Source organism: Gimesia fumaroli (genome assembly GCF_007754425.1).
Taxonomy (GTDB): Bacteria; Planctomycetota; Planctomycetia; order Planctomycetales; family Planctomycetaceae; genus Gimesia; species Gimesia fumaroli.
Genome location: NZ_CP037452.1, coordinates 2,958,926 through 2,974,045, shown reverse-complemented (window position 1 = coordinate 2,974,045; position 15,120 = coordinate 2,958,926). Strand labels below are relative to the sequence as shown.

The 15,120-nt window shown below is 53.7% G+C and carries 13 protein-coding genes; 5 read left to right on the top strand and 8 right to left on the bottom strand.

What is annotated here, in order from left to right; genetic code table 11:
• Nucleotides 1-45: 45 nt before the first annotated feature.
• Together Enr17x_RS11365 and nagB are read right to left on the bottom strand one after the other, a co-directional pair.
• Nucleotides 46-1,407, bottom strand: coding sequence for a TlpA family protein disulfide reductase (locus Enr17x_RS11365; protein WP_145308767.1), 1,362 nt, complete (start codon nt 1,405-1,407; stop codon nt 46-48).
• Nucleotides 1,408-1,756: 349 nt separating this feature from the next.
• Complete coding sequence (gene nagB, locus Enr17x_RS11360; RefSeq protein WP_145308765.1) at nt 1,757-3,655, bottom strand: glucosamine-6-phosphate deaminase; 1,899 nt, start codon at nt 3,653-3,655, stop codon at nt 1,757-1,759.
• Nucleotides 3,656-3,878: 223 nt separating this feature from the next.
• Between nagB and Enr17x_RS11355 the strand changes: the two genes are divergently transcribed.
• Together Enr17x_RS11355 and Enr17x_RS11350 are read left to right on the top strand one after the other, a co-directional pair.
• A complete protein-coding gene (locus Enr17x_RS11355) occupies nt 3,879-4,643 on the top strand; it encodes a PIG-L deacetylase family protein (protein ID WP_145308763.1) in 765 nt (254 codons plus the stop codon).
• Nucleotides 4,644-4,699: 56 nt separating this feature from the next.
• Nucleotides 4,700-4,891: a hypothetical protein gene (locus Enr17x_RS11350; RefSeq protein ID WP_145308761.1), complete on the top strand. Its 192-nt coding sequence runs from the start codon at nt 4,700-4,702 to the stop codon at nt 4,889-4,891.
• A gap of 66 nt (nt 4,892-4,957) precedes the next feature.
• On the opposite strand, the gene Enr17x_RS11345 is transcribed toward Enr17x_RS11350, so the two are convergent.
• The 5 genes from Enr17x_RS11345 to Enr17x_RS11325 form a co-directional block, all read right to left on the bottom strand.
• Complete coding sequence (locus Enr17x_RS11345) at nt 4,958-6,313, bottom strand: MFS transporter (RefSeq protein ID WP_145308759.1); 1,356 nt, start codon at nt 6,311-6,313, stop codon at nt 4,958-4,960.
• Nucleotides 6,314-6,351: 38 nt separating this feature from the next.
• On the bottom strand, nt 6,352-7,257 hold the full coding sequence (locus tag Enr17x_RS11340; protein WP_145308757.1) for a dihydrodipicolinate synthase family protein: 906 nt from the start codon (nt 7,255-7,257) through the stop codon (nt 6,352-6,354).
• Nucleotides 7,258-7,292: 35 nt separating this feature from the next.
• Nucleotides 7,293-8,684 (bottom strand): alkaline ceramidase, encoded by a 1,392-nt coding sequence (locus tag Enr17x_RS11335; RefSeq protein WP_145308755.1) that lies wholly within the window; start codon nt 8,682-8,684, stop codon nt 7,293-7,295.
• Nucleotides 8,685-8,749: 65 nt separating this feature from the next.
• Nucleotides 8,750-9,928, bottom strand: coding sequence for an enolase C-terminal domain-like protein (locus Enr17x_RS11330; RefSeq protein ID WP_145308753.1), 1,179 nt, complete (start codon nt 9,926-9,928; stop codon nt 8,750-8,752).
• Nucleotides 9,929-10,096: 168 nt separating this feature from the next.
• Nucleotides 10,097-11,362, bottom strand: coding sequence for a tetratricopeptide repeat protein (locus Enr17x_RS11325; protein ID WP_145308751.1), 1,266 nt, complete (start codon nt 11,360-11,362; stop codon nt 10,097-10,099).
• Nucleotides 11,363-11,597: 235 nt separating this feature from the next.
• Here Enr17x_RS11325 and glyA point away from each other — a divergent pair, with 235 nt between their 5' ends.
• Together glyA and hisD are read left to right on the top strand one after the other, a co-directional pair.
• Nucleotides 11,598-12,839 (top strand): serine hydroxymethyltransferase, encoded by a 1,242-nt coding sequence (gene glyA / locus Enr17x_RS11320; RefSeq protein WP_145308749.1) that lies wholly within the window; start codon nt 11,598-11,600, stop codon nt 12,837-12,839.
• 9 nt (nt 12,840-12,848) lie between these two features.
• The gene (gene hisD, locus Enr17x_RS11315) at nt 12,849-14,228 is read left to right on the top strand and encodes a histidinol dehydrogenase (RefSeq protein ID WP_145308747.1); all 1,380 of its coding nucleotides are present in this window, start codon (nt 12,849-12,851) and stop codon (nt 14,226-14,228) included.
• 224 nt (nt 14,229-14,452) lie between these two features.
• Here hisD and Enr17x_RS11310 read toward each other — a convergent pair whose 3' ends face one another.
• Nucleotides 14,453-14,647, bottom strand: coding sequence for a hypothetical protein (locus tag Enr17x_RS11310; RefSeq protein ID WP_145308745.1), 195 nt, complete (start codon nt 14,645-14,647; stop codon nt 14,453-14,455).
• Here Enr17x_RS11310 and Enr17x_RS11305 point away from each other — a divergent pair.
• Nucleotides 14,646-15,104 carry a hypothetical protein gene (locus tag Enr17x_RS11305; RefSeq protein ID WP_145308743.1) on the top strand — a complete coding sequence of 153 codons (459 nt, stop codon included), beginning with the start codon at nt 14,646-14,648 and terminating at the stop codon, nt 15,102-15,104. The two genes, Enr17x_RS11310 and Enr17x_RS11305, sit on opposite strands and share 2 nt — an antisense overlap.
• Nucleotides 15,105-15,120: the final 16 nt, after the last annotated feature.

Sequence of the window (15,120 nt, the reverse complement as noted above, 5' to 3'; positions counted from 1 at the left end):
ACCAATCTTCGGAGTCAATTCAAAATGATCTCAATCGGAAATCAACTATTTCGCATTCGCTGCGGTCTTCTTTCGCAGTAACGCTCGCAACGGTTCTTCCAGTTCACCGGCATTGGAAGTCACCACTTCCGTCACTCCGGTATGATCGACCAGCATCAGCATCGGCACACTTCGGACGCCGTAATACAGGGCCGCTGGATTATTCCATCCCCGTTTATCACGAGAGGAATAGAAAATCTGTCGCCAGTCCAGCGAAGTCTTTTCCTGAAATGCATCAATGGCAGGCTCTTCTTCATCCAGGTTCACACCCACAATTTCAAAACCATACTTGCGATATTTTTTCGACAGAGCCTGAATTTGAGGCAGCTGCTCGATAAAAGGCTTCGCGGTGGTCGCCCAGAACACGACCAGCACCACGCTCCCTTTGTAATCATCAATCGAAACAAAACCACCTTCAATGGTTTCTCCCGCCAGATGCAGCGGTTGGCCTTTTAATCGTAAACGACGCGTCAAGCCGGCTACCTGTGCCGCCTCACTGGTTTTGGGAAATCGTGCTTCCAGATCCAGACAGCAGTCCAATGCCTGCTTATTCATGCCATACAGCTGACATGTTTCCGCAGCGGCCTGCAGTAATTGCGGCGCGCGAATGGTTTCTTGGGGAAACCGTGAAGCAAACAGGCGAGACTGTTTAACAAACTCCTCGATCCAACGTGGTTCCTGCTGCGCAAAACGCTGAGCACTCGTATTCGCAAACTTGGCAACCGTAAAACCGGCATCCGCTGCAGACGGAGAATTGGGATCTCGTTTAAACAGCGACTCAGAGTGATCATACAAAGCATCAATACTTTCCTGATCACCCTCTAAAGCCAACTGCAAATGTGCTTCCAGCAGATGACGAATACAAACCGAAAACAGGCGCTGCTTTTCCTTATCTGCATGGGTCTGCTTGACTGCTTCCATCGCCAGCTGAATAATTTTCTTATTCCGTGCGGCACGTGCTTTTCGGAGTTCATCAACGTTTTCCGTTTTAGGCAAAGCCTGCACTTTCAAACGTGTGATTTCACGCACACTCCATTCCGCTGAGCCTTCTTTCAGCTCCTGAATCTTGACCTCTTCGTTCGCCAGGGATGGAGCATCACTATCGAGGTCATCCATGTCGAGCTTATCGCGTTCCAGACTGGCTGTCTGAACCACATTCGGCTTCAAGGAAGGCCCCGCGGTTGAAGAAACCTGTTGAATTCCAGCAGAGGACTGTTGTGTGTTTTGTGAGCTCGCGGGGGTCCCTTCCAACTTGCCATCCAGAGGATTCCCTGCGGTCTGTGAGGGGTTGTCTCCGCCTCCACAACCAAACTGAGTGACTAACAACAAGCACGCTGCAACCGTACTGATATGGTGTCGATGCCTCATGGCCTATTCCTCTCCTTCCTTTGAGAGTCAGTAATATCTGAAGAACCGAGGTAGCGAAATCTCTGAAAGCGAATCCTGCCATTCCCTCAGCAAAATTATCAAGTAAGTATCCTCAAAACGACCATAGGGTGACGCTTCAAGCAAACTCAGATCAACCGTTTCACGAAACAGACCCGTGATCCCGATTTCGGGCTAAAACACTTGATGTGGCGAGTTTTATGACAAATACCACATTCAAAGCAATACGAAGCTGGCAAAAATTACAATCTGGCTCCCGATTTCAGAAATCTTTTTCCTGTTTCTCAATCGAAAACCGGCTCAGATCGGCACCAGAAAGGCACCAATCACCCTACAGTTCGCCATGGTAATGTTTGAATGCTTCAATCGCGAAGTATTCTGGCAACCCCAGATCATTATAAACCGTTGCAGTATTACGAGTTCGATCTTCTGCCCGCACCCAGAATTCGCGTTTGTCGCTGCCGGGATAAAAGGCACTGTCCTTCTGTGACTCATGCTTGAAAATCGCTTCCCGCTTTCTCAAAACAACTTCAGGACTCAGTGGAATCGCTCGTTCAATCTCGTGTGGTTCATATTCTTCCCAGGCACCCCGGTACATCCAGAATTCAGGAGCAATTCCTTCCTCGGCAACCACATCCACAGCGTTAATCACTGCCTCAGCACACACACGGTGCGTTCCATGTGGGTCGGAAAGATCACCGGCCACATAGATCTGATGCGGATTGACTTCTCGTAACAAGTCAGCCACGATCGCAATATCCTCTTCGCCGATCGGCTTTTTCGAAACCTGGCCCGTCTGATAGAAGGGCAGATTCAGAAACCGCAAGCGCTCTTCAGGAACCCCGGCAACTTCCGCCCCCGCAGTCGCCTCCGTCTTGCGAATCAACCCTTTGATTCCCAGCATCTCGGGTGTATCCAGATCACCGGCTTTTTTACTGTCGATGTCTTGCTTCAGATTCTGCAGATGCGACAACGTTGCTTCATCATCTGGATGAAACAGCTTATGGAACTCCAGCACAAAGTCAATATGGCGTAACGCATCATGGTCAAACACGGCGATATTTCCGCTGGTCATATAAGCGATATAAACATCGTGCCCCTGATCAGCCAGCGTAATCAACGTGCCCCCCATCGAAATCACATCATCATCCGGATGAGGACTGAAGACGATCACTCGCTTGGGGTCGACTCCCGCGGGTTTTGTACAGATTCCTTCCAGCAATTCGTCAAACACACGCTGGCGAATCTGTCCGACAGAGCCATGCTTGTGAATCAGTTGGTGCAGGTGATTGTGTAGAAAATCTTCCGTTTCCAGCTTCAACAAAGGCTTGCCCACCTCTTTTGTAAGCCAGATCACCGCCTTTTTCTCCAGTTGAGGCGTCCATTCAATATTCCCCACGATCCAGGGAGTTTTGACCGCCGTCAACTCAGCAGCCGCCGCACTGTCCACCGCGAACAGCGAGTTCGTATGCGTCTGCAAAAAGCTTGCGGAAACCTCGTCCGTCACTTCGGCTTCAGCAGCCCGCTTCACGACAGACGCTTTGTGTTCGCCCAACGCCATGATGATAATTTTCTTCGCTGACAGAATACTGCCAACCCCCATCGTAATCGCATGATGAGGCACATTATCTTCTCCGAAGAACCCGCTGGCCGCATCGCGACGCGTGACAGGATCCAGGTTAACCAGACGCGTCAGACTGTTGCGGGCAGATCCCGGCTCATTAAAACCGATATGCCCCGAGCGACCAATCCCCAGCAATTGCAGGTCCAGACCGCCAACCTTTTCGATACTTCGCTCATATTCCTCACAGAATGAGTCAACTTCTTCGGCTGCTATATCACCACGGGGAATATGAATATTCTCCGGCTTCACATTCACATGATCGAAAAAGTTCTCATGCATAAACTTGTGATAGCTGTGAATCGAATCCGGATCCATCGGCCAGTATTCATCCAGATTGAACGTAATCACGTTCGAAAAATCGAGCTGTTCTTCGTTGTGCAGTCGAATCAGTTCCCGATACACGCCTAAAGGCGTCGATCCGGTCGGCAGCCCCAGAATCGTAGGCACGCCTGCTTCATTTTTGGAACGAACTAAATCCGCGACGACGGAAGCAACGTATTTCGCTAATTCAGAAGACGTTTCGAAAATCACCGTCGGGACTTTCGTATGTCTCACAAATTTGGACTTCGGAGTTACATGCACAGAACGGGAAAGATCAGTAGCCATCAGACGTCGTTTACCTGTTAAGCAAGAATAAAACGGGCAAAATCCAGTTTTCGAATCGGATTACGCTGCTCCCAATTCCACCGGGTTAAGCCTGTCATTTAAAGTAACCACGCGAACAGTATTCTCGGTACGCGTGTTTTTTTTATGAATGTTTATTATAACTAGACTCACACAGAGCTCACTACCCATTGTTAGACCTAAATGTACAGAGAGAGAAATTTTCATGGTAAATCAGGCAGAATCTCTGCGAATTCTGGCGATTCACGCTCATCCCGATGATATCGAAATCCAATGCGCGGGCACTTTGGCCCGCCTGAAAAACCTGGGTTGTCACATCACCATCGCCACAATGACCGCCGGCGACTGTGGTAGCGCCGAAATGGGACCGGTGGAAATCGCCAACGTCCGCCGCGCCGAAGCCCAGAAAGCAGCCGACATGCTCGGTGCTGACTACATGTGTCTCGAATTCCGTGACCTGGCCATTATTCACGACAATGAATCCCGCCAGCGGGTCACCGAAGCCGTTCGCAAAGCCCGACCGGATATCGTGATCACCGCCCCCCCGGTCGATTACATGAGCGACCACGAAATGACCAGCCGGCTCGTCCGCGACGCCTGCTTCGGTGCTTCCGCTCCCAATTATACAACGCACCTATTTAACCCCGCGCCGCCTACCGAAAAGATCCCGCACCTGTATTACGTCGATCCCATCGAAGGCTGCGATTACTTCGGAAACCCGATCAAACCGCAGTTCATTCTCGATATTTCGGAAACGTTCGACCTCAAAATCAAAATGCTCGCCTGCCATGAAAGTCAGCGTGCCTGGCTCCGAAAGCAGCACGGGCTCGACGAATACCTTGATGGCACCGAACGCTGGTCTGCCGCCCGCGGAAAAGAAATCGGCACCGCATACGGCGAAGCCTTTGTTCAACATTGCGGACATCCTTATCCTTCGAGTAATCTATTACTCGAACTCATGGAAAAATAAAAGCATCCCTCTTTCATTACCTTGCCACTTTCATCAACTTGAATGAAGAGAAACCAATGAACGATCCTACTCCCGCCTCGGATGATACTTCCACAGCACAAACACTGCCGTACACTGAAGCCGAGATTGAAACGATGGCAACCGAAGACGCCAGCGCCGGTCGCTTTCTGACCAAGATGCTCGTCTTCACATTCTGCTATACCATCATCGTCGGCGGCTATGTGATCTACTGGAGCCTGAATTCTTAGTTCCAAAACGATCACAAAGATGAAAATTCAGCAAACTCTGATCGGCTCTTCCCGGTCAGAGTTTTTTTACGCCTTCTCTTCTGCAGAACCCTCATCAAACACGGTTCCGTTGGGATTCAAAAGCATCCAACACAGCGCCGCAGTCACATAAATCCCCGCCATCAGAATCAGCACGGTGTCATACTTGCCCGCGTCAAACATCGTGCCGACGATCACAGGCAACAACGCCGCCCCCAGATTGCCCGCCATATTCATCATCCCGAAAATGGGCGCGACATGCTGGCCTCCTTTATCAATCGTTACCGTATATCCACAGGCGCCCCCCAGGCCGGCAAAAAACATGCTGATGGTAATCAACGTCATCGCCAGATTCATCTCTTTCACAAAATAAGCACACAGCGTACACAGCCCGCAGCCCAGCATCGCGGTGATGGCGACTCCCTGACGGCTCCAGCGACGGCTTCCGGTTCGCTGTAGAACCCAGTCAACGACGACCCCTCCCAGAAAGTTTCCCACGACAAACGACATCAGCGGAAAACTGGTCCAGATTCCCGATGAAGCGATGGTAATGCCCCGCGCTTTCTGCAGATAGACGGGAAACCATGTCATGTAAAAAATAGAACCAGCTGCACGGAAGAACTGCTGACCACAAATCATCCACATCGAAAAACTGGTCAGAATCTTCCCCCAGGGGGTCGGCTCGCCATGCTCATCCTGTCCCTGAACCGTTGGTTCGACAACGTCACCACTACGAATAATTTTGAGTTCTGCGTCATTCACGCCACGGTGATTTTCTGGACGATCGCGAAACCAGTAATAAAAACAGACCGCCCATACAAAACTCGGCACCGCGCACAGAAACATAATGGTCCGCCAGGTCACTCCCGGCAGCTGGATGCCCCCGAAATGGATGCCTTCCATCAGTAAACCAATGCTGAAAGCACCAAAGGCACTTCCGATCGACATGAAACTTCCCAACAAACCACTGGCCAGCCCCCGCCGTGCTTTAGGCAACCACTTGGAAATCGTACTCGCACAACAGGGAAAAATTCCGGCCTGCGAAATACCAAAAATCAAACGCACCGCGATCAGCATCCAGAACCCGGTCACCAATCCGGTCAAGATGGTTGCGATTGACCACAGAAGCGCAAACGTGGTTAAAGACCGCCGCGTCCCCCAGACGTGTCCAATCCAGCCGCTGGGGATCTGCGACAACGCATAGCTCCAGAAAAAAGCGCTCATCACCCAGCCCATCTGAGTCAGGCTGATGTCGAGCTCTTCCTGAATCAGTTTTGCGGGAACCGAAATCGCATTGCGACTGATGTAAGCGACCGCTGCCACCAGACACAACAGCGTCAGCACCATAAACCGCGCATGAGTGGGCGCTGCCTGTTCGCTCTCTGATCCCTCTTCCGATTCCACCACAACAATGTCTCCCCGAAGCGCAGTCCCTGCTTCCGTTATAATGCCTGCGTCAGTAAATCGAACAGACGGTCCACTTCCGCTTTTGTTTCCTCATCGAGCGACCACGCGTGGGGAGTACAACGCTGTTCCGATGCAAAGATCCCCCGCTTGACCAGCAGATACTTTTCAATTGCCAGAAAACCGTCCAGTCCCGCCTGTAACTGCAGCGCCACAATCGCACAGATCGGAAAATAAACCCGGTAGACCGCCTCTTCATCACCAGACCGCAGTGCGTTCCAGAGTGCAATAATTCCATCCAGCAAATCCACGCCCGGCATCGTACCGCTGATTCCCCGTCGATACGCGTCAACCAGCAGAATGCCCCCCGAGCCATCATAAATCAGCGCCAGGCCGTCCGTCGCATCGCGGAGCGCCGACAGATTCGGACCAATGGGCGATGCCTCTGGTTTGAACCGAATTTTTTCCGCTCCATACTGTTCCAGCAATCGACGGTAAAAATCAATCGAGATCGCATTCCCCACATAAGAAGACGCGTCCTGCACAATCAAAGGTAATGAGCACTGCTCGGCGAGTGCAGAAAAATAATCCCATAACGCCGATTCGGGTAACGCCGTCGTTACCGGCGGAATCGCCATCACCGCATCGCAGCCCACCTCTTCAGCATGACGAGCAAACGCCAATGCCTGCTTCGTACTCTCCGCGCCCACACTGGCAATCACAGCCCCGCGCCCGTCCGAAACCTCAGACATCAACCGCGTCAACTCCAGCCGTTCCTCATATGTCAGACGCAGCACTTCCGAAACCATCGCCCCGCAAATCCCATCGGCGCCCAACTCATAACACCAGTCGATCTCGCGTTCCAGCGATTCCCGGTCAATCGTTTCATCGGCCAGCAAAGGCGTATGCAATACCGGCAGTACCCCCCGAATCATTCCCGACATTTCCTTCGCCTTTCTAGTTCGTTTGTGAGCTCAGATTACTCGGCAATGATCTGCCCAATCGCATCTGCCATTCCTTTGATGAGAATCTCCAGGCCACCCCGTTCAAACGGCGTTTGCCACACCTGGTATAAATCCAGATCGTACAACTCCGCCGGCGCCAGATATCCGGTCGTCCCGTTAATCAGATTCAGACAGACAATCGTCCGCTCCGGAAATCGCTTTCTGAGTTCCCGCTGCAGAATTGAATACGCCTCGGTCCTGCTGCCGACCAGAACCGTATCCCCCATCCGCCAGACCCAGATCGGCAGGTCCAACGTCGTCCCATCGCCAATGCCCCGACGAATATTTCGCCGCCTTCGCAAACGTTCTTCCAGCGCCCGATCCGGACACTCCTGCCGCAGGCGTTCCAGTTCCTCCGCAGAAGGCCAGTCCTTTAAAGGCAGTTCCACTTTCACTTCCAGTGCTTTCAACAGAGAACTCGGTTCCACCGGCTCATGCCGCCACACCGCTAAAGGAGCCCCTGATTCCATCACTCCCTCAAACTCCAGGCACGTCATCGGCGGTTCCATATCTTCCAGCGTCGCGAGTGCCGCATACGCCAGTTGACGTCCATGCCGATCCGCTACGTCGGTATCGCCGACATACTGATATCGCGGCGACAGTTCCCCCGAAGCCCCTTGCATAAACAGAGCAGGGACCCCCAGCGTTTCCTGAATCGTATCTCGCATCGCACCCGGAAAATCGGGTGAGATCGCCGTGTTCTCCCAGGCCAGCGTCGTCGGATGACAGGCGTAATTCACAATCACCGCCTTCAGATTTCCTTCACCATCGCTGATGCGGCCAACCACCAGCGTATCATCCGCAGGCTCACTTGGATTCCAGCCACACAGAATCCGCTCCGTCCTCGGAGCGGGATCAGGCAGGTCTCTCATCGACGCCAGTTGACAGTGTCCGGTTTTCCAATCCAGCACCGCCTTGCCCACATTTTTGATCGCTTCACGCACAGCGACAAGCGAAGCCTGATACACCGTTTCCAGATATTCCGCCAGCGATTCACTCGCCGGCAAATCCGGATCGGGGTCCGTCAAAGGGGGCGAAGCATGCGTATGGCTCACCCCGAAAATCAGAGCCGACTCGTCAATCTCCAACTCTTCCAGCAAGCGCGCCTGAAACCGGTTAAACGTTAATAATGAACGCCACCAGCCTAAGTCCGCATCCAGAAAAATCAAAGGCTGCTCGGCACCAGCCGCATACATCACCAGTGCATTCAAAGTCAGCCGGCGATGAATCGAATCGGCCACGTCATGTTTCGCGGCCCCCCAGTTGCGAGCATAAATTCCCACGGGCGGCGTGATATCCACCGTCGCCACACCGATCTGTCCCTGAAATGCCGACTCCGTTCTCACTTCAATTGTGCGTTCACTCATAACCAGTTCCGTTTCAAATTATTCGTGGATCTCAGTCTCTGTTTCAAGCACTCAGTGAAACCGGCTTACCAGTCTCCCACCGCACCATCCCGATAGAATACCCGCTGCACCGTCTCCTGCTCAAACGGATGTTTCTTGACTTCCGCTTCATTGATCGAAATCCCCAATCCCGGCTTTTCATTCGGCGTCACCGTTCGCGTTTTGGGATCAATCACAAAACCTTCTTCCACGACATCCTCTCTCCAGGGAACATCCTCGTGCACCGACTCGCAGATAATATAACTCGGCTGAGAGAACCCGAATTCCAGCGAAGCCGCCGTACTCACCGGCCCTTGTGGATTGTGCGGCGCCAGAGAAATCCGATGCGCGTCTGCCAGTGCGGCAATCCGCCGTGCTTCGGTGAAACCGCCGCAGTGCGTTAAGTCAAGCTGACAAATCTCACAACCCCGTAATGCAAATAGATCGCGAAACGCCGCCAGATGAGTCAACCGTTCGCCCGTCGCAATCGGCGTCGTCACCGCGGCGTTGATCCGTGCCAGACTCTCCATTGATTCCGGCCAGCAAGGTTCTTCAAAGAAATATAGTCCATAAGGATCGAGGGCTTTCGCAAACTGCAATCCCATCGCCGGAGAAGGGCGGGCATGACAGTCGACCATGATATCGATATCGTCGCCAACAGCCTCACGCATCGATGCCACACACGCCTCAGCAGCCTTGATCGGCTTCAAGCCTTCAATCGGCATTGTTGGCGGGACCGCCATGGACTTGAATGCCGTGAACCCGTCCGCCACCGCTTTCTGTGCCAGCTCGGCGAACTGCGCCGCGTTGTCGGTCGACGTCTGGTAAAACGACTCCATATTGCCGCCCCCCAGGTGACAATACAGGCGAATGTAATCCCGCACCGGACCGCCCCACAATTGATGGCAGGGAACTCCATGAACTTTGCCAAGAATGTCCCACAGCGCCAGATCGATGCCCGCCATCGCCGTCGAACGCGTCACGCCACTTCCGTGCCAGAAATGCTGTCGCCACATCATCTGCCACAGATGTTCGACCCGCCGGGGATCTTCGCCGATCAATAGTGAGGATAGATCTTCAATCGTCCCCACAATCCCTCGCGTATGCCACTCCAGCGTAGCTTCCCCCCAGCCAACCAGGCCGGGTTGATCGGTGATCACTTTCACAAACACCCAGTTTCTCATCCGGGCATGACACACCAGCGTTTCGATGCGTTCAATTTTCATCGGAGTTGGTTTCCCATCTGTACTAGTTTTATTTTGGTGTCAAAATAACAACATACTCCGATCACAACAGGGAAGCAAGCCAACTGGAAAAGAACTGCGCAACAATCATACGGATCGGCGCAGCCGAAAACAGAGCAATCTCAACTGTTCAACAGACAACAACTGTGCTTATGAAAACTGTTCCAGCTGGTCGTCTTCCAATTCTTCAAGACGTTGTCGCGCCAGCTCGGCCCAGGGTCCCATTTCGTCGAATTCGAGATACACCTTCCAGTGTGGAATCGCTTCCTCCACCCGATTCAACTGGTGCAATACTTCCGCGATATGCAGATGCGCATCCGGGTAATCGGGGTGAACCTGCAGTGCAATCTCAAACGCATGCAGTGCTGCTTTCGGATCTCCCAACTCGTTATGCAGGCATCCCAACTGGGTCCACGCTTCTATATAATCGTGATCCCATTCGACGGCCGCATAATAGCGTTCGAGGGCACCTTCCGTTTTCCCGTCCAGATACAGGGCTTCCGCCAGATGCAAGTGCCCCTCGGGCATATCCGGCTGTCCCAATAGCGCCAGCCGAAAGGCTTCGATCGCCGACTTCGCATCACCGGCGTCCAGAAACTGGCAGCCCTCCTGAAACCATTCGTCCGAACTCCGATCCTCGGGTTCATCTGTTTTCAGATGCTCCGTGAATTCAATCGTCCCTTCGAACGATTCCTCGTCCGCCAGTTCCGGCACCGCGGTCTCTTCCGTACCAAAGTCGAACACCCGCTGTCCGCGCCGCGGATCGATCAGACCATGCTCGTCCTTCAATAACAGCTGCGCGTCCTGAGAGAGCAACGTCAATTGAGAGAGCGGGGCGTCGATCTCGTTGAAGAATTTTCCCAGATGCTGCAGGCTGTTTTCCAGATCCCGCGGATGCACGCCCGATTCCAGTAGTTGTGACAATCGCCGGACACTCGCCACTTCCTGAAAGGAGAAGTAAGGAAGTCGAAAAATCTTGCGCACCGGCTTAATCAGTCCCTGTCGTTCCCAGCGACGAATCGTCGAGACCGGCAGATCCAGCATCTGTGTCAGCATCGCCGGCGTGTAAAGCTGATCGACATTCACGCCCGGATCACGGAGTTCAATCAACGCCAGCCAGTCCGATTCCTTGATGATCTGAATCGGCGTCCCTTCCTGAATCAATTCCTGCGCCTGGCTCAAATTCACCGAAGGCGAACCGTCGGCTTCCAGAGGCCAGCCTTCTTCACCCACCACCAGCAACGTCGTCTGCCGACTCACATGCTGGGCGGCCTGACCGCCGTGCTGTTCCACGAACTCCCACGCCTTATGATGTGTCATTGAGGCAAGCGTCCCCGTAAACACCACACGCTCGCCTTGCAGCGCCGGCGAGCCTTGAAGCAGTTGATCAGGTTGTTCTTCTTCGATTTCTTCCATAGAGATAAGTAATACTGCTTTATTTGAACAATTTCGAGTAAAAAGGGGGTTATCAGGTGACTCTATCAAAAATATCATTAGTAACACCAGTAAACTTTCCCCGAGGATACTGATACACGAATGCGTTGGGTAGCTTTCAGAGCAATCCTTCATTATAAGGGAGCAAAATAAGTGATTTCCCCTTCATGGTACCGTTTGTACCCCGATTTTTGACCATATATCCATGGGAGTTGAAATGTCCGTGCTCGAGTCGTGTGATCCTGATATCTGGAACTGTATTCAGTCTGAAGCCCAAAGACAGAAACATGGTCTGGAGCTGATCGCTTCTGAAAATTATACCAGCGCCGCCATCATGGAAGCCGCCGGTTCGATTCTCACGAACAAATACGCTGAAGGGCTCCCCGGACGCCGCTACTACGGCGGTTGTGAATACGTTGACGTCGTCGAAAATATCGCCCGCGACCGCGCCTGCAGTCTCTTCGGAGCCGAATACGCCAACGTCCAGCCGCACTCCGGCTCGCAGGCCAACATGTCCGTCTACTTCACCGTTTTGAAACCAGGCGATACCTTCCTGGCAATGGACCTCGCTCACGGCGGTCACCTGACGCACGGTATGAAACTGAATTTCTCGGGCACACTCTACAACCCCGTCCCGTACGGCGTTCGCGAAGACAATCACCAGATCGATTACGATCAGGTCGCCAAGCTCGCCCGCGAACACAAACCCAAAATGATCATCGCCGGTGCGTCCGCGTATCCCCGTGAAATCGATCATCCCAAGTTCGCTGAAATCGCCGCTGAAGTTGGCGCGGTTCTGATGGTCGACATGGCCCACTATTCCGGTCTCGTCGCTGGTGGCGTGCATAACAACCCCGTCGAAGTTGCCGACTTTGTGACCTCGACCACTCACAAAACCCTGCGTGGTCCCCGGTCCGGTTTCGTATTGATGAAAAAGAAATACGCCAAAGACCTCAACCGCGAAGTCTTCCCCGGAATTCAGGGCGGCCCGCTGGAACACGTCATCGCCGGTAAAGCCATCTGCTTCAAAGAAGCCAGTACCGATGACTTCAAAGCCTACGCACAACAGGTTGTCGCCAACGCCAAAGCTCTCGCCGAAACCCTGATGGCGGGCGGCATCAAACTCGCCTCCGGCGGGACTGACAACCACCTGATGCTGTGTGATGTGACTGCGATTGACCTCTCCGGTAAAATTGCCGAAGAAGCCCTCGACAAAGCCGGCATCACCGTCAACAAAAACATGATTCCGTACGACAAACGCAAACCTCTCGACCCCAGCGGTATCCGCATTGGCACCGCCGCTCTCACCACGCGTGGTATGAAAGAGGACGAAATGAAAAAGGTCGGTGCCTGGATTCTGCGTGTCCTCGGTGCTCCCGATGACGATTCCAATATCGAAACCGTCAAAGGCGAAGTCGCCGAATTCACCGAAAGCTTTCCCGTTCCCGGCATCGCATAATACGGACTCATGACTCAATACAGCGACCTCGACATCACGACCATCGACTGCACCCGCGACAACGCCACCGCGCTCTTCAGCGAACTTCGCGAGAAGCTCAGCCCGCGCGGCAATGTCGTCTCCGAAGCGGGCCGTCAACGCACGATCGAACTCTTCGGCGCACCCCTGTCTCCGCAGGAAGTCGTCGAAAAGATCTGCAACGATGTGCGTAACAAAGGGCGCGAGGCACTGCTCGACTATTCGGCCAAACTCGACCGCAAACAGCTCACCCCTGATACGATGCGCGTCTCGGCGGAAGAACTCAAAGCGGCTCACGAACAGGCCGACCCCGAGTACCTCGCTACGCTGCGCCGCATCCGTGAGAACATCATCGAATTCCAGTCGGCTCTGCTTCCCGAAGATATCAAAGTGCTCCGCGAGGCAGGGGAGTCCCGTGTCGAATTGCGGCAACGCTATCTCCCCCTGAAACGGGTCGGCGTCTGCATTCCCGGCGGTGCCGCCGCTTATCCCTCGACCCTGCTGATGACGGCAATTCCGGCACAGACCGCGGGCGTCAAAGAAATCGTCGTCGTCGTGCCCCCGACCGATTTTGGTGGCTACAACACCGACATTCTCGCCGCCTGCTATGAGCTGGGCATCACCGAAATCTACCGCGTGGGTGGAGCCCAAGCCGTCGCCGCACTTGCCTACGGCGTCGAAGGCATTGAACGCGTCGACAAAATCGTCGGCCCCGGTAATCTGTTCGTCGCCCTCGCCAAACGACACGTTTTTGGTGAAGTCGACATCGACAGCATCGCCGGCCCCAGTGAAGTCATCGTGCTCGCCGACGAAACCGCAAACGCCGAATTCATTGCCAGCGACTTGATCTCGCAAGCCGAGCACAGCCCCGGTTCGGGCGTCCTCATCACCTGGCACGCTCCGCTGATTGAAGCTGTCCGCACCGCGCTCGTCAATCAGCTCAACGAACTCCCGCGCGGCGATCTGGCCCGTCAAAGTCTGCTCGACTACGGCGCGTTGATCCTCGCCCACGACGAAGACGAAGCCGCCCGTTATACCGACCTCCTGGCTCCCGAGCACCTGCACATCTCGACCGCTGATCCCGATCAGCAGCTGGCCAAAATCCAGAACGCCGGCGCGATCTTCATGGGGCACTATACTCCCGTCGCAACAGGCGACTACTACGCCGGCCCCTCGCACGTCCTCCCGACCGGCGGCACCGCCCGCTTCGCGAACGGCCTCTGCTCGATTGATTTCCTCAAACGTAGCTCGGTGATCTACTATAACCAGGCAGGCCTGCAAGCAGACGCTCCCGGCATCACGCTGCTCGCCGAAAAAGAAGGCCTCACCGCCCACGCCGCCAGTGTGACGATCCGTCTGCAAGAAGACTAAACGACTGCTGCTCGTTCTCGCACCAGCGATCTCATTCCCTTTGAACCGCGAAACATTTTGCACTTGACCTCCTCGTGCCGTTTGTGAAATTACCGTTATGCGTCGCGCGCGAGAACACCCCTTGATGCACTAAAACATTCGGAACCACTTCCTGAAATTCACGATCAAAACTGGCTTGTTTTCCATATTTTCACCTGACCATCGGGAACAAAACATCTCAAAAGTTATGCGGGTCGACACACGCCGACACGCATAAACGCACACGACCAGAGCCCTGACACGCACGGGTAACCATCTGCCCCTGTACCCCGCATAAATGGTGAGAAAGGCGCATTGACGGCCTCACGCTGATCAGGAAGATCGCTGTCTGTCAATGAAACCAGTTCCATCCATTTCAACAGAACAGGAATCCGAAACATGAATGATATTCCACCCAAAAACACTCCCCCCAAAAAACGAACGCGAATCAATCGCGACACCCAGGCCCGCATTGTTTTACTGATTCAAAAAATGCTGACCCACGGTCACTTCACCGGCGACATCAAGGACGCCATCTCAGAAAAATTCCGCATCAGTGGCCGCTCGGTCGAACGTTACATCACTCGTGCCCGCCGCGAGATGCAGCAGGAAGTAGAGAACTATCTGGAACGCCACCGCGCCGACTCCTTCTTCTTCTACCGCAGCATCGTCGACAATCCCAACTCCGCAGACCGCGACCGCCTCCGCGCCCGAGAACGCATCGACAAGCTCCTCAGCCTCGACACCCAGGCCCCTTCAGAAAAAGACCCGACAGATTTCAAATTGGAAGACTTAAAAAAGATGACCGACGAAGAATTCGACGCTCTGTACCAGAAAAATCTAAAGAAGACCGATTAAGCATCAAACAAAGAAT

Excerpts from the sequence above, each read along its gene's own strand:
- Enr17x_RS11365 (WP_145308767.1), bottom strand. The coding sequence starts at position 1,407 with ATGAGGCATCGACACCATATCAGTACGGTTGCAGCGTGCTTGTTGTTA.
- nagB (WP_145308765.1), bottom strand. The coding sequence starts at position 3,655 with ATGGCTACTGATCTTTCCCGTTCTGTGCATGTAACTCCGAAGTCCAAA.
- Enr17x_RS11355 (WP_145308763.1), top strand. The coding sequence starts at position 3,879 with ATGGTAAATCAGGCAGAATCTCTGCGAATTCTGGCGATTCACGCTCAT.
- Enr17x_RS11350 (WP_145308761.1), top strand. The coding sequence starts at position 4,700 with ATGAACGATCCTACTCCCGCCTCGGATGATACTTCCACAGCACAAACA.
- Enr17x_RS11340 (WP_145308757.1), bottom strand. The coding sequence starts at position 7,257 with ATGTCGGGAATGATTCGGGGGGTACTGCCGGTATTGCATACGCCTTTG.
- Enr17x_RS11335 (WP_145308755.1), bottom strand. The coding sequence starts at position 8,684 with ATGAGTGAACGCACAATTGAAGTGAGAACGGAGTCGGCATTTCAGGGA.
- Enr17x_RS11330 (WP_145308753.1), bottom strand. The coding sequence starts at position 9,928 with ATGAAAATTGAACGCATCGAAACGCTGGTGTGTCATGCCCGGATGAGA.
- Enr17x_RS11325 (WP_145308751.1), bottom strand. The coding sequence starts at position 11,362 with ATGGAAGAAATCGAAGAAGAACAACCTGATCAACTGCTTCAAGGCTCG.
- glyA (WP_145308749.1), top strand. The coding sequence starts at position 11,598 with ATGTCCGTGCTCGAGTCGTGTGATCCTGATATCTGGAACTGTATTCAG.
- hisD (WP_145308747.1), top strand. The coding sequence starts at position 12,849 with ATGACTCAATACAGCGACCTCGACATCACGACCATCGACTGCACCCGC.
- Enr17x_RS11305 (WP_145308743.1), top strand. The coding sequence starts at position 14,646 with ATGAATGATATTCCACCCAAAAACACTCCCCCCAAAAAACGAACGCGA.
- Enr17x_RS11310 (WP_145308745.1), bottom strand. The coding sequence starts at position 14,647 with ATGTTTCGGATTCCTGTTCTGTTGAAATGGATGGAACTGGTTTCATTG.